This is a genomic window from Natronorubrum halobium, assembly GCF_051351675.1.
GTDB lineage: Archaea > Halobacteriota > Halobacteria > Halobacteriales > Natrialbaceae > Natronorubrum.
Window position 1 is genome coordinate 1,509,531 of sequence record NZ_CP195595.1, and the last position, 19,006, is coordinate 1,528,536.

The 19,006-nt window shown below is 64.0% G+C and carries 17 protein-coding genes, 3 tRNA genes and 1 pseudogene; 7 read left to right on the top strand and 14 right to left on the bottom strand.

Annotated elements, in window-relative coordinates; genetic code table 11:
• Positions 1–119: 119 nt before the first annotated feature.
• Together ACSFC7_RS07440 and ACSFC7_RS07445 are read left to right on the top strand one after the other, a co-directional pair.
• Positions 120–190 (top strand) — tRNA-Gly (locus tag ACSFC7_RS07440).
• A 166-nt stretch (positions 191–356) separates the two neighbouring features.
• A tRNA-Gly gene (locus ACSFC7_RS07445) sits at positions 357–422 on the top strand.
• 125 nt (positions 423–547) lie between these two features.
• Here the strand turns inward: ACSFC7_RS07445 and ACSFC7_RS07450 are convergent.
• From ACSFC7_RS07450 to ACSFC7_RS07475, 6 genes and pseudogenes are all read right to left on the bottom strand, one after another.
• Entirely contained in the window at positions 548–1,513 is a 966-nt protein-coding gene (locus ACSFC7_RS07450; protein ID WP_436347086.1) for a transcription initiation factor IIB, read from the bottom strand.
• 330 nt (positions 1,514–1,843) lie between these two features.
• Positions 1,844–3,334 (bottom strand): hypothetical protein, encoded by a 1,491-nt coding sequence (locus ACSFC7_RS07455; RefSeq protein WP_436347087.1) that lies wholly within the window; start codon positions 3,332–3,334, stop codon positions 1,844–1,846.
• A gap of 147 nt (positions 3,335–3,481) precedes the next feature.
• Positions 3,482–3,916 (bottom strand): universal stress protein, encoded by a 435-nt coding sequence (locus tag ACSFC7_RS07460; protein ID WP_436347088.1) that lies wholly within the window; start codon positions 3,914–3,916, stop codon positions 3,482–3,484.
• A 123-nt stretch (positions 3,917–4,039) separates the two neighbouring features.
• Entirely contained in the window at positions 4,040–4,402 is a 363-nt protein-coding gene (locus ACSFC7_RS07465; protein ID WP_436347089.1) for a hypothetical protein, read from the bottom strand.
• Between the two features lie 15 nt (positions 4,403–4,417).
• On the bottom strand, positions 4,418–4,657 hold the full coding sequence (locus ACSFC7_RS07470; RefSeq protein ID WP_436347090.1) for an amphi-Trp domain-containing protein: 240 nt from the start codon (positions 4,655–4,657) through the stop codon (positions 4,418–4,420).
• A 110-nt stretch (positions 4,658–4,767) separates the two neighbouring features.
• Positions 4,768–5,337 (bottom strand): annotated as a pseudogene (locus tag ACSFC7_RS07475) (ATPase domain-containing protein); the annotation flags it as partial.
• Between the two features lie 55 nt (positions 5,338–5,392).
• Between ACSFC7_RS07475 and ACSFC7_RS07480 the strand changes: the two are divergent.
• Positions 5,393–6,247, top strand: coding sequence for an NAD(+)/NADH kinase (locus tag ACSFC7_RS07480; protein ID WP_436347091.1), 855 nt, complete (start codon positions 5,393–5,395; stop codon positions 6,245–6,247).
• A gap of 167 nt (positions 6,248–6,414) precedes the next feature.
• Here ACSFC7_RS07480 and ACSFC7_RS07485 read toward each other — a convergent pair whose 3' ends face one another.
• Positions 6,415–7,035, bottom strand: a complete 621-nt coding sequence (locus ACSFC7_RS07485; protein ID WP_436347092.1) for a DsbA family oxidoreductase — start codon at positions 7,033–7,035, stop codon at positions 6,415–6,417.
• Positions 7,036–7,136: 101 nt separating this feature from the next.
• On the opposite strand from ACSFC7_RS07485, the gene ACSFC7_RS07490 reads away from it, so the two are divergent.
• The gene (locus ACSFC7_RS07490; RefSeq protein ID WP_436347093.1) at positions 7,137–8,201 is read left to right on the top strand and encodes a pyridoxal-phosphate-dependent aminotransferase family protein; all 1,065 of its coding nucleotides are present in this window, start codon (positions 7,137–7,139) and stop codon (positions 8,199–8,201) included.
• A gap of 30 nt (positions 8,202–8,231) precedes the next feature.
• Here the strand turns inward: ACSFC7_RS07490 and ACSFC7_RS07495 are convergent, their stop codons facing one another.
• The 4 genes from ACSFC7_RS07495 to ACSFC7_RS07510 all read right to left on the bottom strand — a co-directional run bounded on the left by ACSFC7_RS07495 (position 8,232) and on the right by ACSFC7_RS07510 (position 12,875).
• Positions 8,232–9,020 (bottom strand): DNA-directed RNA polymerase subunit epsilon, encoded by a 789-nt coding sequence (locus tag ACSFC7_RS07495; RefSeq protein WP_436347094.1) that lies wholly within the window; start codon positions 9,018–9,020, stop codon positions 8,232–8,234.
• Between the two features lie 567 nt (positions 9,021–9,587).
• Positions 9,588–10,520 carry a nucleotidyltransferase domain-containing protein gene (locus ACSFC7_RS07500; protein WP_436347095.1) on the bottom strand — a complete coding sequence of 311 codons (933 nt, stop codon included), beginning with the start codon at positions 10,518–10,520 and terminating at the stop codon, positions 9,588–9,590.
• A gap of 307 nt (positions 10,521–10,827) precedes the next feature.
• Complete coding sequence (locus ACSFC7_RS07505) at positions 10,828–11,286, bottom strand: hypothetical protein (RefSeq protein WP_436347096.1); 459 nt, start codon at positions 11,284–11,286, stop codon at positions 10,828–10,830.
• Between the two features lie 461 nt (positions 11,287–11,747).
• Positions 11,748–12,875 carry a M48 family metalloprotease gene (locus ACSFC7_RS07510; RefSeq protein WP_436347097.1) on the bottom strand — a complete coding sequence of 376 codons (1,128 nt, stop codon included), beginning with the start codon at positions 12,873–12,875 and terminating at the stop codon, positions 11,748–11,750.
• Positions 12,876–13,285: 410 nt separating this feature from the next.
• On the opposite strand from ACSFC7_RS07510, the gene mptA reads away from it, so the two are divergent.
• A complete protein-coding gene (mptA, locus tag ACSFC7_RS07515; protein WP_436347098.1) occupies positions 13,286–14,224 on the top strand; it encodes a GTP cyclohydrolase MptA in 939 nt (312 codons plus the stop codon).
• Positions 14,225–14,434: 210 nt separating this feature from the next.
• On the opposite strand, the gene ACSFC7_RS07520 is transcribed toward mptA, so the two are convergent.
• From ACSFC7_RS07520 to ACSFC7_RS07530, 3 genes are all read right to left on the bottom strand, one after another.
• The gene (locus ACSFC7_RS07520) at positions 14,435–15,226 is read right to left on the bottom strand and encodes a PGF-CTERM sorting domain-containing protein (protein WP_436347099.1); all 792 of its coding nucleotides are present in this window, start codon (positions 15,224–15,226) and stop codon (positions 14,435–14,437) included.
• 160 nt (positions 15,227–15,386) lie between these two features.
• Complete coding sequence (locus ACSFC7_RS07525) at positions 15,387–16,190, bottom strand: TrmB family transcriptional regulator (protein WP_436347100.1); 804 nt, start codon at positions 16,188–16,190, stop codon at positions 15,387–15,389.
• Between the two features lie 86 nt (positions 16,191–16,276).
• The gene (locus ACSFC7_RS07530) at positions 16,277–17,926 is read right to left on the bottom strand and encodes a DUF255 domain-containing protein (RefSeq protein WP_436347101.1); all 1,650 of its coding nucleotides are present in this window, start codon (positions 17,924–17,926) and stop codon (positions 16,277–16,279) included.
• A 160-nt stretch (positions 17,927–18,086) separates the two neighbouring features.
• Between ACSFC7_RS07530 and ACSFC7_RS07535 the strand changes: the two genes are divergently transcribed.
• Both ACSFC7_RS07535 and ACSFC7_RS07540 read left to right on the top strand, forming a co-directional pair.
• Positions 18,087–18,698, top strand: a complete 612-nt coding sequence (locus tag ACSFC7_RS07535; protein WP_436347102.1) for an FxsA family protein — start codon at positions 18,087–18,089, stop codon at positions 18,696–18,698.
• A gap of 67 nt (positions 18,699–18,765) precedes the next feature.
• Positions 18,766–18,839, top strand: a tRNA-Ile gene (locus ACSFC7_RS07540).
• The last annotated feature ends 167 nt before the right edge of the window (positions 18,840–19,006 follow it).

Below are 19,006 nucleotides of genomic sequence, written 5' to 3' on the forward strand. Positions count from 1 at the left end.
TGACTCGAGCGCTGGCGTCTCACCACACGAAGACGGTGTACTCAAGCGAACGAGCGCCGGTGTCTCACCGAGCGAAGCGAGGTGAGACTCGGGGCACAAGCGAACGAAGTGAGCGCAGTGCGCCGGTGGTCTAGTGGCAGGACATAAGCTTCCCAAGCTTATAGCCCGGGTTCAACTCCCGGTCGGCGCATTTAGATCGTTTTTCGCCGATGAGTATTTTCCCGTAGAGAGCGCCGGTGCCGAGCCGAGCGAAGCGAGGCGAGGGTCGATGGACGAGCGGTACGAGGCGCGACCGAAGGGAGTGCCTCGAGAGACGAACGGGGAGTGAAACGACCCGTGAGCGCAGCGAGTCCATCGGAAGTCTAGTGGCAGGACATAAGCTTCCCAAGCTTATAGCCCGGGTTCAACTCCCGGTCGGCGCATTTTTCATCGCGAACAATTCGTGATCTCTGGTCGACTTCTCGAGCACCGCGACACCGGTCGCTCGAGCCTCGAGTCCGCGCGAAAATGACAGTAACAACAGATCGTCGAAACTCGACGGGACGCCTTACTCGTAGATTCCCATCGCTTCGATCTGCTCCTGGTACCGGTTCCGGATCGTGACTTCGGTCACCTGCGCGACGTCGGAGACCTCGCGCTGGGTCTTCTTCTCGTTACAGAGCAGCGACGCGGCGTAGATTGCGGCGGCGGCGTAGCCGGTCGGCGACTTGCCCGAGAGGAGTCCCTTCTCGGTGGTCGTGTCGATGATCTCGTTGGCCTTCACCTGAACTTCCTCGGAGAGTTCGAGCTCCGAGCAAAAGCGCGGCACGTACTTCTTCGGGTTGACCGGCTCCATCTCGAGGCCGAGTTCCTGGGCCACGTACCGATAGGTGCGGCCGATCTCCTTGCGCTCGACCCGGGAGACGGCGGCGACTTCCTCGAGGGATCGCGGGATCCCTTCCATCCGGCAGGCGGCGTAGAGCGTACTGGTCGCGACGCCCTCGATCGAGCGGCCGCGGATGAGGTCCTCGTCGAGCGCGCGCCGGTACATCACGCAGGCGACCTCGCGAACGGACCGGGGGATCGCCAGCGAAGAGGCCATCCGATCGGTCTCCGAGAGGGCGAACTGCAGGTTCCGCTCGCCGGCGTCCTTGGTTCGGATTCGTTCCTGCCACTTGCGCAGGCGGCGCATCTGGTTGCGCTTGTCGGAAGAGATCGAGCGGCCGTAGGCGTCCTGGTTCTTCCAGTCGATCGAGGTCGTCAGGCCCTTGTCGTGCATCGTCTGGGTCGTCGGCGCGCCGACGCGGGACTTGTTCTGCCGCTCGGAGTGATTGAACGCGCGCCACTCCGGTCCGCGGTCGATGTTCGCGCCTTCGACGATGAGTCCGCACTGGTCACAGACGAGTTCGCCCTGATCCTCGCTCTTGACGAGCGTGCCACCGTCACACTCGTCACATACCCGCCCATGCTCTCCTTCGTTCGTTTTTTCGTCTGTTTCAGAATCACGTTGGCGTTGGCGGGTGGAACTTGCCATTTCATGTAAGTATCGGGTTGCAGGACCTTAAGGGCTCGCCGTCAAAGAGTGATCGTATTTAATCAGTCCTACTCCCCTAGAAGTCGTGTTTCGGGGGGCGCTCGTCCCGATTATCGGGACAAACAGGGGGATAACGCTCGTTCGTTGCTTGCAAGTGACCGATCGTCCGCACGGCGTGGAAGCTACGCGATGTAGTAGCAACACGAATCCGTCGGTGATCCGGAACATCTCCGGGACACTGTCGACTATCGCCGACGATCCGTCCTCGAGGACGGTATTCGACGCGTTTGCGAGCCGCCTCTGTAGCGGCGAACGGCGGTGCCGCGCGCCTCAGAAGTAGCCGAGCAGCGTTCCGCCGAGGACGACCACCCACATGACGACGCCGGCGAGCAGCATGTCGTTGAACCGCGACTCGCGCGTCGCGCGTTTAGCCGCACCGCCGGCGATCAGCCCCAGTGCGACGACGACGAGCATTCGCTGCAAGACGACGTCGACGGGCAGCGAGTCCACGCCGAGCAGGCCGTAATCGATCCAGATCGCGATCGCGAGCGAGCTCGCGGCGACGAGAGCGGCGTCGAGTCGTCGCGTGAGCGTGCCGGCGATCAGGTAGGTCGCGACCGGGATCCCGACGGCGATCACCGGATACAGCAGGGCGGCGATCTGGTGCGGTGTGAGGAATCCGGCGCGGCGCTCGAGGACGATTCCGCCGGTCCGGACGCCGAGGAACAGCGCGAGGATGGCGCAGACGAGAACGAGGTGACCGAGTTCGATGCGGTCGTAAGCGGCCGCGATCCGGCGGCGGTCGACGTCGGTCAGGTGGTCGTCGATCGCCGCGGGCGTGTGACTGGAGACGTGTTCGGGATCGGTCCGACTGCCGGTATCGGTTCGGGCGGTGCCGATGCGCCGACGGGCCGCGACGCCCGCGGGCAGGAGGAGCATTCCGGCGACGTCGACGACCGTCGCCCAGCCGTCGGCATCGGCGGAGTTCTTGTTGTCGAGGTAGATCCGGCGGACGTCCTCCTCCACGTCGACCTGCGGGTGGCTCATGAAGTCGTTCTCGACTTTCGTCTGGGCGTCCTGCGAGCCGTGGACGCGGTGACGGAGCGTGAACCAGTCGAAGTGTTCCGAGTGGGTCTGCATGATCACCCACTGGTCGTCCTCGTTCGGGCTCTCGTAGAGTCTGATGTGGTATCGCTGGCCGTAGTAGGTGCCGTCCTGGAGCTGGTGCGTTTCGGTCGTCCAGTACCCTCGCTCACCGCTGCCGAAATCGACGTACGCGTAGCGAGTGTCACCGCTGGCATCACCCCACTCGAGGTCGGGGAGCCTGCGAGGCGATTCGTCGACATCGTCGTCGGTCTCGTTCCGGGCCGTTTCGTCGGTCGTCGCGTTCTGAGCCGTCTCGTTGGTCGCGTTTTGGATCGTCTCGTTGGTCGCGTTTTGAGCCGTTTCGTTGCCGATCGATTCGTTCGGAGTGCCGTTCTCGGAGCCGGTGAGGGTGTAGGTTTCGGGCACCGCTTCCGCTTCCGATTCGTTCATCTCCGTCCAGTCCCCACCGCTCGCTTCGGTCAGTATCTGCTCGACGTCGTCGGCGCTGCCGCGGACGACCACGTTGATCGGACTGCGCTGCTGGAACCGCTCCTGTGGGCTGAGATACCGCCAGAATCTACTCTCGGAGTCCTCCAGTTCGGTCATCCGCGGGGAAACCTCCGTCTCGTCGGGACCGACGGTCTCCGTCGAGGGTGAGAACAGCAACGATGGACCGCCGACGAGGAGTACGGAGAGGGAGAGTAACGTGATTGCGATGACGAGCGAACGACGCATTCTTTACTATCTACCGACGGGTTACATATCAATGTAGGTGATCGCTATCCGGGTACATCGACTCTTCTGATCGTTTTTCAATAAATATTGTGTGATTATTGACGATTGTATTCCGGTCGAGAGTTTGCCGGTCGATCGGCGATCGATTCAGTCCGCGACGTCCGGCCCGACGGTGAGGACCGGGACTGATGCCTGCCGGACGACGCGTTGGGAGACGCTGCCGACGACGTTGGTCTCGTACTCGTCGCCGCTCGTCCCCATGACGATCAGGTCGACGTCGCGGTTGGCCGCGTGGTCGACGATACGCTCGGCTGGATGGCCCGTCTCGATCGCCGTCTCTACCTCGAGACCGTGACCGAGTGCGTCCGTCGCGACGTCGTCGATCGCGTCGCGGGCGTTCGCCCGGAGGTCGGCTCGAACCGCGGCGACGCGGTCGTCGTCGAGCACCAGAAACGCCCGGTCGTCGACGATCGAGAGGACGTGTACCGCCGCCGATCTCGTCGTCGCGATGTCGATCGCGTGCGCAGCGGCGACTGTCGCCTGATCGCTACCGTCGGTGGGAACGAGGATTGTGTCGTACATTACGGCCCTGCTCGAGGGTCTCGAGTGCGGTGAAAAAGCGATTGCTGTGATTCTCCGCTGGTGGGAACACCGACGCACTACGCCTCGGGCGGGTGACGCTCGGAAGGCGCTACGTCCGGACCGCTAGACGCCCGGAATGCCGAGCGCCTCCGGCGTGACGAGCCCGACCAGCGCGGTGGCGTAGACGATCGCGACCGCGACGATCCAGGCGACGATACCGATCGCGGCCGCGGTTCCCCAGCCGCCGGGATACCGCCAGTTGATCACGCCGACCCAGACGACGAGCATCACGACGATTCCGATCAGCGGGATCCAGCCGGCGAAATAGCTCGTCGCCGCCCAGACGGCCGCGCCGACGAGTGCGGTCAACGCGGCGTTGGCGACCCCCGCGTCTCGATCCAGAACGACCCGAACGCCGCCCAGAATCGCGACCGTTCCGACGACGAGGCTGAGACCGAAGATGACGGCGGCATCGATAGCAGACATCGATTCAGTAGCGGATTAGGGTTTCCAGCTCAGTTCGATTTTGACCGTTTCGCGGCTACCCCGAAGCATCGAGGAGCGTTCGACGACGTCGACGGAGAAGTCGACCTCCTCGGCCGGGTTGAGCGATATCGTCTTGTTGCCGACATCGACGTGAATCTCCTCCTCACCCCGATCGAACTCCTCGGAGAGCTCTGCGAGGTACGCTGCGAGTTCGGATCGCGGGAGTTTCTCGTCGGCCGTCGTCCGTTGTGCCATACGAATCGGTGACGGTGAGAGCCGCAAAAGTATGGGCAACGAACGCGGCCCTAACACGCTCTTACTCGCGGACGAGAGCCGTCACACCCGCAAACGGGACCGTCCGGATCTCAAAAGAGGTTCGCCTGTTGGTAGACCGAGATCCCCTCGTTCGTGATCTCGTAGGGCTTCTTCTCGCGGGAGTGGTTCGCGTCCCGGATCTTCTGGATCTCGATCGCCAGTCGCGTCTCCCGGAAGTCGTCCGGTCGGACGTACTGCAGGACGAACACGGCATCCGTGAGATACTCCACGATCCCGTATCGGGAGGCGTAAGGCGTCTCCTCGGAGACCTCGCTGGTCACCAGCGAGGTGACGCCGGCTTCCTTCAGACTCCGCGTGAAGTCGTAGATCTCGTTGCGCCGGGTCGCGCGGTCCTCGTACATCATCTCGAGCAGCGAGACCGAATCCAACACGAGTCGCGAGGCCTCGAACTCCTCGACGAGTGCCGGTAACTCGTTTTTGATCGACGCGAGGCTGTTCGCCATCTCGATGGGATCGACGTCGACGACGGCGAGTCGGTCGTCGGCGACGTACTCGTCGAAGGGGTACCCCTTCTCGGTCGCGCTGTCGATCACGCGCTCGCGGCTCTCCTCGACGGTGATGAACACCGCGTGCTCGCCCCGTGCCAGTCCGTGATCGAGAAGATCACACCGTCAAAACGTGGCTTTTTGACCACGGGACGGGTACTCGCCGGCAATGGACGTCGCCGTCGGTATCGTCGCGCAGCGGGACAACGAGCGCGCACAGGGACTCGCCGCGAGACTGGTCGAGACGCTCGAGCGCGGCGGCGAGCGCGGATCGGACGAGGTGGATACGGTCGTCGACGGCGCGACCGGCGAGGCGATCGACGAACCCGGAGCGCCGGTCGCGGCGATGGCCGATCGGAACCTCGTGGTGAGCATCGGCGGCGACGGCACGCTGCTGTTCGTCGCCCGCGAGGTCGGTTCCACGCCGATTCTCGGCGTCAATCTCGGCGAAGTCGGCTTTCTCAACGCCGTCGCACCCGCCGACGCCGTCGACGTCGTCACCGACCTCGTCGCGGAGCTACGCGAAACCGGGAGCCTCGAGGGGCGCGACCTCGCTCGACTCGAGGCGAGCGCTATCGACGACGACTGGACGCTCGAGCCGGCGCTCAACGAGATCGTCGTCCACGGACGGCGACGAGGGCACGGCGGCGGCGCGACGGTCGATATTCGAATCGACGGCGAACGGTACGCCGAGAGTCACGCGGACGGCGTGCTCGTGGCGACGCCGACGGGATCGACCGCGTACAACCTGAGCGAGGGCGGGCCGCTCGTCCACCCGAACGCGGACGCGCTCGTCATCACGCAGATGGCCGCCCTCGGGGGCATGCCGCCGCTGGTCGTCGATCCCGAGACGGAACTCGAATTCGCCGTCTCCGGATCCGATACCGCCTACGTGATCAGCGACGGACGGAGTCGACAGCGACTCGAGCCACCCGCCACGGTCGCCGTCTCGGTCGCGGACGATCCCATCACGCTCGTCGGCCCGCGGGGAAATTTCGTGGAGAGCCTCGAGAAACTCGAGTGAGTCCGCGCCATCTCGGGTGAGTGCTCTGCGGTGGCGTGCGCTGTATCGCGGTGAGCGGATCGCTCGAGCGCATCCGCATTCGTTGCAAGAACGGGGTCGGCACATTCGAACGGAACGCAACTCCCCCTCGAGACCGTCACCGCAACCGGTTCTGCACGATCGTCGTCTCAGTCGAGTAACTGCTCGAGTTGGGCCGGCGGCACGGCACCGCGGGCGACCTGCTCGCCGGAAATGAACGTCGGGACGCCGGTGATGCCGCGGCGCTGGGCCATGGAGAACCGGTCCTCGAGCTCGGTTCGGAGCCCGTCGTCATCGATCGCGGACCGAATCTCGTCTACCGGCAGCCCGACCGTCTCCGCGATGTCGGCCAGAACCTCGCCGTCGCCGATATCCCGCCCGTCCCGCCAGAGCGCGTCGTAGATCGCCTCGTCGAAGGCCGCCCACTGGTCGGGGTACTCCTGTTTGACGTACCACGACGCCTGCTGGGCCGGCAACGAGTCGACCTCGATCGCCAGCTCCTGGGCCATCTCGACGCCGTACTCCTCCTGCAGGCGACGCACGTTCTGTTTCGCCTGCTCGAAGTACTGATCGTCCTTGCCGTCCTCGGCGTCGTGATCGATCGAACCGTCCGGGTTCCGCTTCCCGCTGCGGAGGTCGAACGGCCGCCAGTCGACCTCGAGGGGCTCCTCCCGCCGGTCGCTGTACTGTGCGAGCGACCGCGTTCCTAAGTAACAGAACGGACAGACGTAGTCGGCGTAGAGCTCGACTTGCTGGGCTGTATCGGACATACGCGCAGATAGGGAGTCGCGACGGAAAAGGCGACGGCAACCGGCACGGTCCGCCGTCGAGTCCCGCAACCGGCTAATGGGTGCGGACCGCACGAGACCGTATGCGATTCACGCCAGGCCCGACGACAGTCCCGCCGACGGTCAGGGAGGCGATGGCCGCGGAGCAACCGAACCCGGACATCGAGTCCGCGTTCGCCGAACGCTACGACGACGTCTGTACGAAACTCGAGGAAATCTACGACACGTCCCACGACGTCGTCGTTCCCGGCGGCGAGGGGATCCTCGGCCTCGAGGCGGCCATCGCCTCGCTGGTCGCGCCCGGCGACCGGGTGCTCTGCATCTCGAACGGGCTCTACGGCGACGGCTTCGCGGACTTCGTCGAGTCCTCCGACGGCGAGGCCGAACTCGTCTCCGCGGCGTACGACGAGGACTACGACCTCGAGGGCGTCGCGACGGCGCTCGAGGAGGCCGACGACGCCGGCGACCCGTTCACGGTGGCGACGCTGGTCCACTGCGAGACGCCGACCGGGACGCTCAACGACATGGGTCCCGTCCTGGACCTGCTCGAGGAGCACGACGTGCTGAGCGTCGTGGACGCCGTCTCGTCGCTCGGCGGGACGTCGGTGCCCACCGACCGGATCGACGTCTGTCTGGGAGCCTCCCAGAAGTGTTTCAGCGCGCCGCCGGGGCTGACGACCGCCGCGATCAGCGACCGCGCGTGGGCGGCCATGGAGGAGCGCGATCCCGCCTCGCTGTACACGAACTTCCTCCCGTGGCGGGACGTCTCCGACGGGTTCCCGTACACGCATCTGGACGCGAACGTAGCCGCGCTCGACGCGGCGCTCGATATCGTGCTCGAGGAGGGTCTCGAGTCCGTTTTCGCGCGCCACGAGGCGGCCGCCGAACGCTGTCGAGAGCGGGGCGCCGAACTCGGACTCGAGCGCTATCCCGATCCTGACCGATTGTCCCCGACGGTGACGGCGTTTCACCTCCCGGGCGACGCGAAACGGATCCAGCGACGGGTCGCCGACGAGAAGGGGATCGTCTTGGCGACCGGGCTCGGTGATCTGGAAGACGATATCCTTCGGCTCGGACACATAGGGTACAACGCCGAGGTCGAAAAAGTCGATCGGGCGATGGACGCCGTCGCTGCGGTTCTGGAGTAGCCCTCGCCCGGGTAGTGCCCACGTAGTTCGTTAGTTCCCGTTCACGTCTCCGCCCGCCGTCGCGCTCGCGCCCGCACCATCGTCACCCGCGTCGGTCGTACCCGTTACGTCCGGCAGGTTGGGGTCGCGGTACGGGTTTCGGCCGTAAGCCGGCAACTCGTCCTCGAGTTGCGCCTTGAGCACGCGTCGAAGTCGGTTCAGGCTCGTCGTGTCCAGCCCGTAGTCGGCGGCGAGCCGTTTGAACGTCTCCTCGTCGGTGATGTCGTGGGCGCGATACTGACCGAACAGTTCCTCCATGCGGTCGGGCGACAGCGCCTGCGTGTCGATATCGTCGAGCCCGAAGTACTGCTGTCGGTCGACGTCGACCACGTGGCGGATCACGACCAGCGCGACCTTCGGGATCGCGCGCTGGCTGCCGAACTCGGTGAGGTCGATCTCGTCCATGACGCCGAGCGCGAGGTCCCGCTGCCACGGCGTCACGTCGAGGGCGTTACACAGCGCCTGGGTCGTCCGCAGGCGGTCGAGGTGGTGGGCGCGCTCGCTGTAGCCCGGCGTCGCCCCGTGCTGTTCGTCGTGGAGTCGGCGGATGCTCTCGGAAAGGTCCGCGTCGGGGGACTCCGCGCGGCCGATGACGGTCGCACTCGGCGTGACGACGCCCCACTGCCGGACCGTCGAATCGCGCTGGACGTCCGCCCGGGAGAGCGAACCGGAACCGGGGCGCGTCTCGAGGCGGCGCTCCTCGTCGTACTCGAGTTGTGGGCTGTCGCCGACGGCCGCGGGCTGGTCGCCGCCCGCGGGTTCGGCACCGTCGTCTCTCATTACCTCCCGCTCAGACAGGCAGACGGAAAAAGGCTCGCTCCAGTCGGATGGTCTCTCAGGCTGACTGACACTGGAACGGATAGGTCTCCGCGCTGTACGCAGCGCTGGCGCTTTCGGGGATATGACGTCCGCGAAAAGCTCTTCGTAGCTACACCTTGTAACCAGAGGCACGTAAAGAACGCATCGGATAGGCGGTCTCCAGCGAACTGGAAGCGTCGTCACTGGAACGCGAGAGTGCACGAGAAGCGGGCGTCCTCCCGTCGTAGCTTCACCTTGTGACCAGAAGCACTTAAAGAGATGCTGGGTGGTACGTCCTCGTGACGACGGCTTTCGAAGCGCAGAACAGTCTCGACTGGTGAATTTGAGTGCGTTAGAACGACCGTCTTCCTGCCGTATCTTTACCTTGTGACCAGAAGCACTTAAAGAAATACGGAGTCACGACGGTCCGGGCGTGAATGTAGACTGCGGTTACCAGTGGCTGGTCAGTTGATGCGTCCTCGAGAATACCGATTTCCCGTCGTAGCTTCACCTTGTGACCAGAAGCACGTAACGGACGAATCGACTTCGCTACTCGGTCGCAGCGATCAGTTCGTCGACGAACTCGTCCAGTGTCGCGGTATCTGGCCCCTCTCGTGCGTGAATTCCGGGATCGATTTCCCTCGGTGGGTGTGCGAACTCACGGCCGACGGCGTCCCCGATATCGACGGCTCCCTCCCCCGCTCGTTTCCGCTCGAGTAACTCGCGAGCCCGCTCGATCCGATCCGCGTCGAAGACCGCTGGCGCTTGCTCGGTCAGGAAGGTCCCGAACTCGAGTGCCGGCAGGTCGTGCTCGCCCCGCTCTCCGGTCGCCTTCAGGTATCGCGCCGACATCGCCGCCCGACAGATCGTCAGGTTCCGTTTCACCGTGGGTTTCGTCTGCGTCTCGGCGAATCGTTCGTCGTCGGCTGGAATCGTCGCCGTCCCGTCGTCGGTTTCGACGACGTAGGCGTCTTCGTCCTCGAGCACCTCGACGATCGGAACGATTTCGTCGTCGGTGCGCACGAGATGGTGCGAGATGTACTTGCGGTAGTTGCCGGTCGCGATCCCCCGCCACGCGTGGTAGAGGTCTATCGGGTTGTACGTGCGCTCGATGTACTCGGCGAGATCGGTCGGATCGTAGGTGGTTCGATAGCGGATCGAACTCCGAAGCAGGTCGATCGCGCCGTCGTTGGAATCCGCGAGCAGACGCGCGAACGTGCGAACGTCCCAGCCCTGCAGTTCGATCTCGTCGGCGTCAGCCGTCTCGTGAATCGTCGTCGGTGGCTCCTCGAGGTGGGCGTACCGCCGCAGGTCGTCGGGCACGAAGACGAACCCGACGTCGTAGTCGCTCTCGGGGCTCGCCGCACCCCAGGCGTGACTGCCGCGGGCGACCGCCAATGCGATAGAAACGTCGTGCTCGCGTTCGATCGCGGTCAGTAACTCGTCGACGGTCTCGGAGACGTGGTTCGGAACGGTGGCCATAGCTGTCGCTCGAGTACTCGTGTATCGAAAACCGCAAAAGCGGTGTGACCGCGCCGAAATTCCCTTCGTAGCTTCACCTTATGACCAGAAGCACTTAAAGAACGCCGGCTATCGGTGCCGATCAGTACCCGTTCAACTCTGTCAATCCGGTCCGGTTGGTATCTATTTCCTCGCGGCAGTTTCTTACCGAGCAGTTGTACACGCTGCACGCGAACTGATCGGGGCATTCAATCCGGCACGCGCTGTAAAATGGGATCAGTGGTTGACCAGTCGATCTCTGTGTCCCGCATCGCCGGGCGGCCAACTTTCACGCCCGTCCGAGACTGACAGAGAACAATCCAGCGAACCAACTGGCCAGACCCAGAAATACCAGTGAGAGAATGCCTGCGGTGAAGACAGCATCCGGCTGGGCTCCAAAGAGAGCGACCATCGTGAACAGAACCGCGAGCGCACCCGTCACACCGAGGGCGCTAGCCACACCGAGCCGCCAACCGGCGACGTGGCCGTCGGGGATCCATCCACGAACGACGCGAACGATGGCGGCACCAACCGCTCCGAGAGAAATGAGATATATACCGAAGATCACAGGGAACAGGGCTTCCGGTCCGGTGGCACCTCCAAAAGTGCCGAACCCCATGACGAGAATGTAGCCTGGTAGTTGAAGCGGTCGGAACTGAACCCCGTAGGTGAGACCGGATAAAGCCGCGAGAATTACTGTGGCGACGATAGCGTCCCGTGCAAACGGGAGCCGATGGTTATAACTCATATCTTTCTGTTCTCCCGCAATCGTGTAACTGTACGTACTACTGCAGGATCAACTCTACACGATATACTTTGACGTATTCGTTCTTTAGATGAGCCGATTCCGCAGCCGCTGCTGCCTGTCGTGAACTCCTGAGAAGCGACCGTTCTCCCGTCGTATCTTCACCTTGTGACCAGAGACACTTAAAGCGCGGCCGATGCTGTGATCGTCACTCGAGAGTCAAAGCCACGACTACTACATGTGAACCCTCGAGAAGCGCCCATCTCCCGTCATAGCTCCACATTGTGACGAGAGGCACTTAAAGCGAACCCGATTCGACTACTCCCGATGCCCTGCGAACACCTGTGGGTATCGAATCAGCGAGTCCGTAGAAGCGACCGTTCTCCTGCCGTATCTTCACCTTGTGCCCAGAAGTACGTAAGGAACCGCGGATATCGACAGCGATCATGAGTCGTCCGACGCGCCTATCCTCGCCGACGCCGTTCGATAGCCCGCAACTGCTCGATCCGAGCTTCGGTCTCCGGGTGCGTCGAGGGTCGCCAACCGAGTAGCCGACGAACGCGGGTCATCACCGGGACGACGGCCCTCGCGTAGATCCACAGCACGACTCGATTCAGGCCTTTCGGCTCCGCGGGTCCCTCGAACGACACCGCCGGGAAATACCGTTCGACCCAGTGTTCTCCGTCGTCTTCGTCCGCCTCCTCGAACGACAGCGGTCGCGGGACGATTCCGAGCGTCGCACTCGCGTACAGCCGTGCGTCCCGTGTCGGACGTTCGTCTTCGAGCGTCTCGAGTGCGCTCGCCAACGCGGCCGGATCGCCGGTGAGCTGACTCGCGCCGCGATCGGCGGCGTACTCGCGGGTCTTCGAGAACAGTCCGAGCGCGATCGCATTCACCCCGAGCAGTCCCCGCGCAACCGAACTCACGACGAGGTACACCAGCCCGATCACCAGGATCGGGACCGAGAGGATGATGACGCCGATCCCGGTGACCAAGGCTATCAGAACCGTATTCTCGAGGATTCGACGGAGTAACCGCTCGCGTTCGAGCAACCGATCACCGATCGCGACGGTCGCGGCGACGGCGGTGACGACCGGGAGGTCGCGATTCGAGACGTGGGCGACCTCGTGTGCGAGAGCCGCGTCGAGTTCGTCGTCGTCGAGGGCTTCGAGCAGTCCCGTCGTGACCACGATCGTCGGCGACCGTTGCGTCCCGACGGTCAGACAACCCGGTTCGGATCGTCCGGCGACGGCCACGGACGGGAGCGGAACGTCCGCCTGTGTCGCTAGCCGTCCGACCCGTCCGTGGACGTTTCGCGGGCCGTCGTCCTCGACTTCGTTCAGGTCGAGTCCGGAGACGATCGTCCGCGAGCCGTATCGTGCTTGGACAGCGACGAGGCCGACCGCGCCGAGGAGAACCGCCCCGATAGTAACTGGAATGCCGAGTTCGATCGGTATCGATCGACCGCTCGCGGATAGGACACGGATGACACTCCAGGCGAGCACCGAGAGCAGGAGCCCGTTGATTATCACCGCCAGCGCGAGCGCCCCGACGATTCGAACCTGGAGTCGCCAGTCCGGTGTCAGCGGCACGCCGCGGTATCGGTCCGGAATCAGCAATAGTGTTCCGGAAGTAACCAGTTGAAACCCGAATCTGTAGACGTCTCTCCGTTTCGGAGCCGTCACTGTTTGTCGTAAAATTCCGAGAAGCGTCTCTCTCCCGTCATAGCTCCATCTTGTGACCAGAAGCACTTAAAGCAAAACTGATCGGGTGCGCTCGAGCAGCCGCGGATACCCGTCAGTAGCGAATCGATGAGTCCGTAGAAGCCCGCGTTCTCCCGTCGTATCTACACCTTGTCACCAGAAGTACGTAAAGAACGATACGGAGCCGATATCGACTCGAGCGGCACTCACACCGATCGAGACCGCCGCGACTGACCAGCTGTCACCCCGCGACTGCAGCTTTCGAAAGGTTGAATCGGCCCCTTCCCTGAATGCGGACAATGAGTCACCAGCTCCCGGACGTGCAGGCAACGTCGCCCGACGTCACCGTCGGTCTGAGTCAGGTCGGCGTCACCGGCGTCGACAAACTCGTCAAGATCGCCCGCGAGGGCAAACGCCCCATCGTGCTCACCGCCGAGTTCGAGGTCTTCGTCGACCTCCCCGCCTGGCGCAAGGGTGCGGACATGAGCCGCAACATGGAGGTCATCGACGAAATCCTCGAGGAGGCCACCCGCGAGGAGGCCTACCGCGTCGAGGACGTCTGCGGCGACGCGGCCGAACGGCTGCTCGAGAAACACGACTACACCTCCACCGCGAAGGTCTCGATGGAAGCGGAGTTCATGCGCCGCGAGCAGACCCCCGCGAGCGACCGCGAGACCCAGCACACCGTCGACATCGTCGCCTCCGCGACGGCGACCGACGAGGGCACGCGCGAAGAGATCGGCGCGGAGGTCACCGGGATGACCGTCTGTCCGTGCTCGCAGGGGATGTCCGCCGCCCGCGCGAAACAGACGCTCGAGGATCTGGGCGTCGAGGAGGAGACGATCACGGAGTTCCTCGACGAGGTGCCACAGCCCGGCCACTCCCAGCGCGGCCACGCGACCCTGACCGTCGAAGCCGGCGGCGACCCGGAGGTCGACCTGAACGACGTCATCGACATCGCGCGCGACGCGATGAGCGCCCGGATCTACAACCTCGCGAAGCGGCCGGACGAGGATCACATGACCTACGCGGCCCACTCGGACGCGAAGTTCGTCGAGGACTGCGTGCGCGCGCTGGCCGAAGGCGTCGTCGACGAGTTCGACCACCTCGCGGACGACGCCGTGATCACGATGAAGCAGTCCAACGACGAGTCGATCCACCAGCACAACGCCCACGCCGACCGCGTCGTCGAGATGGGGACGCTGCGCGAGGAGGTCAACGGCGACCTCGAGCGCTAACCCGATCGTTTCGGACCGATCCGTCGGCTTCTTCCTCGTCGGTGTCGCCTCGATCGAAGACGATTCCGTCGGTTCCGACCGCGATATCGGGCACGATATTCGCCTGACGGCATTCTGAGAGCCAAAACGAGCCGATTTTCTACTCGAGTCGATCTAACGCGTGCCGAGCGAGACGAACCCCACGAGTCACTGCCGGGGCTGTACTGTTCGCTACCGGGCGTCCATTCGGCGACTCACTGATAGCACCGTGGCGAGACAGAGGGCGACGATTGCGACTGCACCGCCGAAGCCGGGCATACCATCGCCGTCGTCGCTGTCGTCCGCGGACGAACTCTCGTCGCCGTCGTCGCTGTCGTTCTCGTCGTCGGCACTCTCGTTGTCCGCTTCGGTGTCTTCCTTGGCCTCGAGGGACGCTTCGACGAACAAATCGGTAGTGAACTCGTCCGTGTGTTCTTCGTGGTGGTTCCATACCGCGACGGTACCGTCGACTTCGTCGGCGTTCGAATCGGTGATCTCGCCGGGCATGTTCACTCGATGGGTCGATTCGGAGATCACTGGATCTTCAGCGGGGTCCGAGACGTCGAACTCCTCGTAGCGGATCGTATCTCCTTCCACGTCGATGTCGACCTCCGGTACGTCGTCCGTATCGATGTCGACGAGTTCGATCGAGAGCGCGTACCCACCGTCGATCTCCGTCGTCGTCACCGAGACCTCTCCGATCCACTCCTCCGTTTCGTACATTGATTCGAACCAGTCGTCGACCTGTTCGTATCCCTCTGCCTCAGCATACATCTCGAACTCTTCGTAGGTCGCTCCGTCCATTCGCCAGGTCACCTCCATCAACTCGACCGAGCCGTCTTCGGCCACCGTCACCTCCATGCTCTGCGAGCCGACGTCCTCCTGTGCGGCGACGGGCATCGCGATACCGCCGAGAATCATCCCCACCACGACGACTGCCGTCAGTCCGATCGAAACGGTCGTTCTGTCCGTAACTGAAATCATATCCTGAATTTCTCTGTAGCTATCATAAATGTACGTGGTCGGAAAGTTCGACTATCGTCGGACTCTCGCCGACGAACTCCCGTTCCGATCGCTCGCATCCGGGAGTCCGAGACCGGAACGACATCCGACCGGTCGCGGGAACGAAAATACGATCGCCGGTTCAGAACTCGAGCGGTTCGGCCTCGTCCCACCGCGGGACGAACTCACCGTGTACGTTCGCCGCGAACTCCGGGTCCTTGAGGTCGATCATACCGAACGCGTCGCCCGAGGAGAGCGGGTTCGGTACCTGAATACACACTTCGACGCCGTCGATGATGTTGAACGAACCCGTGATGTCGTCGTTCGTTCGCACGTCGAAGTCGTCGCGCTGCTGGAGGGTCTCACGGTAGCGGCGGCCGACCTCTTCGGAAAGCGACGACACGATCTCGCGAGTCATCAGGAGGTCGACCGAGACGCCTCGATCGAGCGCGTCTTCGACCTGTGCGTTGACGTCCTCGCTGACAGCTTGCAGGTCCCACTGCGGGGCCGGATTCGCAGAGACCATCACGATGTGGTCGTCGGCGGCCGCGAGTCGCTCGAGGAGGAGATCGATCGTCTCCTCGGGACCGACGGCGGCCGTCCAGAACTGGTCTTCGACCGGCTCCGCGGCGTCGAGTTCGTCCGCCAGATCGTCGACGATCGACTCGTACTGATCGGCCTTCTCCTCGAGTTCGCGCTTCTTGTCGTTGAGCAGCCGATCGAGGGCCGTCGACGGCTCGACGGCGACGTACTTCTTCGGCCGACTCGCGGTCTGGCTCCGGACGAGATTGTACTGTTCGATGCTGTTCAACACGTCGTAGATCCGCCCCATCGGCACGTCGCTCGCTCGTGACAACTCCTTGGCCGTTGTGGGGCCGGTGTTGAGGAGCGCTCGATACGCTCGAGCCTCGTATTCCGAGAGCCCGAGATCCCTGAGACTGGGCATGTGCCGATAGACCAACCGAAGAAACATAAACGCTGTGGTGGTTTGACAGCCGAGTGATTTACTCGCCACAGCCGGGCAGTCTGGCGTTACTCGAGGATCGCCTGTACGCGTTCGCTCAACTCCGACGGGGTTTCGGCGGGTTCCGAGACGGTCTCTGCGCGTTCGACTCGGGCCGTTCTCGACTCGAGACCGTCGGCGTCGGGAACGACGACTTTCTCGTGATCGGCCAGTCGGAGCGCGGCCCGATGCAGGTCGGTTCCGGGGTCGGCCGCGACGCGGATCACCAGTGGCCCCTCGAGCAACCGTGCGGTAGCCGTCGCGTAGCGGGCGATCTGGACGCCGAACCGGTCGCTCGCCCCCGCAAACGCCTCGAGCGTTTCCCGCGCGACGTCGCGGTATCGCTTCTCGCCGGTCAGGACCGACAGCTCCAGCAGCGCGTCCGCGACCGCGACGTTCGCGTCGAGCGGCCGGAGCGGTCGATCGACCAGGCCGACGCCCGTTGCCGGTCCGTCCAGGAACGACTCCTCGTCGCGGAGCCGATCGATCGTCGCGTCCGCGACCGCGGTGGCGTCCTCGAGGACGTCCGTCTCGAGGGTGCTCGCTGCGGTCGTCAGTGCAGCCAGTGTGCGCGCCTGGTTGGTGAGCAGTGGGATCGGCTCATCGCTCTCGTCGGATTCTATCCCGCCCTCGAGGGCGTGAGCGGCGACGCCGTCGGTGATCAGTTCGTCCCGCAGGGTCGCGAGTGCGCGTTCGGCGTACCGCTGGGCGCGTTCGTCGTCGGTGTAGGCGTAGTACGTCAGGAGTCCCTGCACCGCCAGCGCGTTCGGACCGGCGAAGACGCCGTCGTCGACCGGTGGCTCGTCGGCGGCGGCGCGGTCGGTCGCGTCGAGGGAGTGTGCGGCGTCGTCGCCTGGTGCCTGACTGTTCGCGAAGGCGTCGGCATCGTCGTTCCACAGCGTCGTCGTGAGGTACTCGACGGTGCGGTCGGCGGGCTCGCGGTACTCGTCTTTGCCCGTGTGCAGGTAGGCGTTCGCGAACGCGCGCACGAGCGCGCCGTTGGAGTCCAGCAGCTTCTCGTGTTGGAGCCCGGACCAGTCGCGTTCGGTCGCGAAGCGATAGAAGCCCCCGTCGTACTCGTCCAACAGGTTCGCACCGACCGCGTCGAACGACCGCAGCGCCATCTCCCGGTCGCGTTTGAGCGCGAACTCGAGGGCGTCGGGGAGCGGGAACTTCGGGCTCTGGCCCCAGCCACCCGCGACGTCGTCGTAGGTCTCGGTCAACTGGCCGAGCATCGCGGACTCGATATCGTCCGTGAGTTCGCCCGCGGGTGGGTTGTCCTCCCGGAGCGGCCGCGGAACCCGTCCGGCGCCGCTGCCCTTGGTGTCCCACATCGTTCGGACGCTGTCCAGTACTTGGCGCATTCCGTCGTGGCCGAGGTAGCCCGCGCCGGTCAACACCGTCCCGTCGGGGGCGAGAAAGACCGTCGAGGGAAAGCCGCCCATGTTGTACCGATCACGCACGCGCGGGTAGCGATCCACGTCGACCCGAACCGGAACGAAGCTATCGTTGATGTTCGCCGCGATTCGCGGCTCCGCGTAGGTCTCCCGGTCCATCTCGTGGCAGTGGTCACACCACGTCGCAGTGAGCGAGAGCAAGACGGGAACGTCCGCCGTCGCCGCCTCGTCGAAGGCGTCCGGTCCCCACTCGCGCCACTCGACACGTGTCGGATCGTCCATACCGACACCTCGAGTGTCGCCGGCGTAAGCCCTTCGTTCGATCGTGGTCCCCGGATCCGCCGTGTCAGATCTCGATACCGGACGGCACTCGAGCGTCGCGAAATCACCGAACGCGAAACGAGAGTAAAGCGTTTTCACCCTCCCCCGGCTATATCGGGGCATGCTCCGGTGGATCTTCGCGCTGTTGCTCATCCCCTTTCTCGACGCGGTGATTCTCGCCGTCGTCGTCAGCCAGACGACGTACATCGGCTGGGTGGGAATGGTGTTGCTCGTCGTCCTGACCGGACTCGTCGGCATGCTACTTGTCCGTGCCGAGGGTCGCCGAACCATCCGGAAGATGCAACGGTCGCTGGCCGAGGGGAAGCCACCGACCAACGAACTGCTCGACGGCGGGCTGTTGATCGCCGCCGGCGCGTTCCTGCTCACGCCCGGACTGGTCACGGACCTCATCGGCTTCATGCTCGTGATCCCGCTGACGCGAATTCCGATCCGCGCCGGACTCAAACGCTTCGTGATCGTCCCCTACGCGGACAAGAAGACCGGCGGCTTCGCCAGCGGCCAGGTCTGGACGTTCGGCTTCCCGGACGAGGGGATGGCTCGAGACGGGCAGAACGAATCGACCGATAGCGGGACGTACGACCTCGGTGCGGACGACTACTCCGTCGACGACGGTACCGATGGCACGTCGTACACGATCGATCTCGGTGACGAGCGGACCTCGGATATGTCGGACGAATCGGAGGACGACGGCGGGGACCACCCCGCTCGGTAGCGGTTCGCACGGGCCACCAAGAAAGAAACGCTTAAACATCCCACCCGGCAACTACTGATTGCGACGCGGGCCAATAGCTCAATCAGGTTGAGCGCCACTCTGATAAGGTGGAGGCTCTCGGTTCAAATCCGAGTTGGCCCATACTTTTGCGGCGAGCAATCTCGCGAGCCGCAAATATGGAACCCTACTCGGATTTGAATTACGGAAGTCGCACGCTCACGAGCGCAGCGAGTGAGACCGTCTTCAGGTGGTTCAAATCCGAGTTGGCCCACTCAGTTTCTGAACGGTTCTTAGACACCCTGTAACGC

Bases quoted from the DNA above. Each gene is read 5' to 3' on its own strand.
- ACSFC7_RS07450 (WP_436347086.1), bottom strand. From the start codon at position 1,513: ATGGCAAGTTCCACCCGCCAACGCCAACGTGATTCTGAAACAGACGAA.
- ACSFC7_RS07455 (WP_436347087.1), bottom strand. From the start codon at position 3,334: ATGCGTCGTTCGCTCGTCATCGCAATCACGTTACTCTCCCTCTCCGTA.
- ACSFC7_RS07460 (WP_436347088.1), bottom strand. From the start codon at position 3,916: ATGTACGACACAATCCTCGTTCCCACCGACGGTAGCGATCAGGCGACA.
- ACSFC7_RS07465 (WP_436347089.1), bottom strand. From the start codon at position 4,402: ATGTCTGCTATCGATGCCGCCGTCATCTTCGGTCTCAGCCTCGTCGTC.
- ACSFC7_RS07470 (WP_436347090.1), bottom strand. From the start codon at position 4,657: ATGGCACAACGGACGACGGCCGACGAGAAACTCCCGCGATCCGAACTC.
- ACSFC7_RS07480 (WP_436347091.1), top strand. From the start codon at position 5,393: ATGGACGTCGCCGTCGGTATCGTCGCGCAGCGGGACAACGAGCGCGCA.
- ACSFC7_RS07485 (WP_436347092.1), bottom strand. From the start codon at position 7,035: ATGTCCGATACAGCCCAGCAAGTCGAGCTCTACGCCGACTACGTCTGT.
- ACSFC7_RS07490 (WP_436347093.1), top strand. From the start codon at position 7,137: ATGCGATTCACGCCAGGCCCGACGACAGTCCCGCCGACGGTCAGGGAG.
- ACSFC7_RS07495 (WP_436347094.1), bottom strand. From the start codon at position 9,020: ATGAGAGACGACGGTGCCGAACCCGCGGGCGGCGACCAGCCCGCGGCC.
- ACSFC7_RS07500 (WP_436347095.1), bottom strand. From the start codon at position 10,520: ATGGCCACCGTTCCGAACCACGTCTCCGAGACCGTCGACGAGTTACTG.
- ACSFC7_RS07505 (WP_436347096.1), bottom strand. From the start codon at position 11,286: ATGAGTTATAACCATCGGCTCCCGTTTGCACGGGACGCTATCGTCGCC.
- mptA (WP_436347098.1), top strand. From the start codon at position 13,286: ATGAGTCACCAGCTCCCGGACGTGCAGGCAACGTCGCCCGACGTCACC.
- ACSFC7_RS07520 (WP_436347099.1), bottom strand. From the start codon at position 15,226: ATGATTTCAGTTACGGACAGAACGACCGTTTCGATCGGACTGACGGCA.
- ACSFC7_RS07525 (WP_436347100.1), bottom strand. From the start codon at position 16,190: ATGCCCAGTCTCAGGGATCTCGGGCTCTCGGAATACGAGGCTCGAGCG.
- ACSFC7_RS07530 (WP_436347101.1), bottom strand. From the start codon at position 17,926: ATGGACGATCCGACACGTGTCGAGTGGCGCGAGTGGGGACCGGACGCC.
- ACSFC7_RS07535 (WP_436347102.1), top strand. From the start codon at position 18,087: ATGCTCCGGTGGATCTTCGCGCTGTTGCTCATCCCCTTTCTCGACGCG.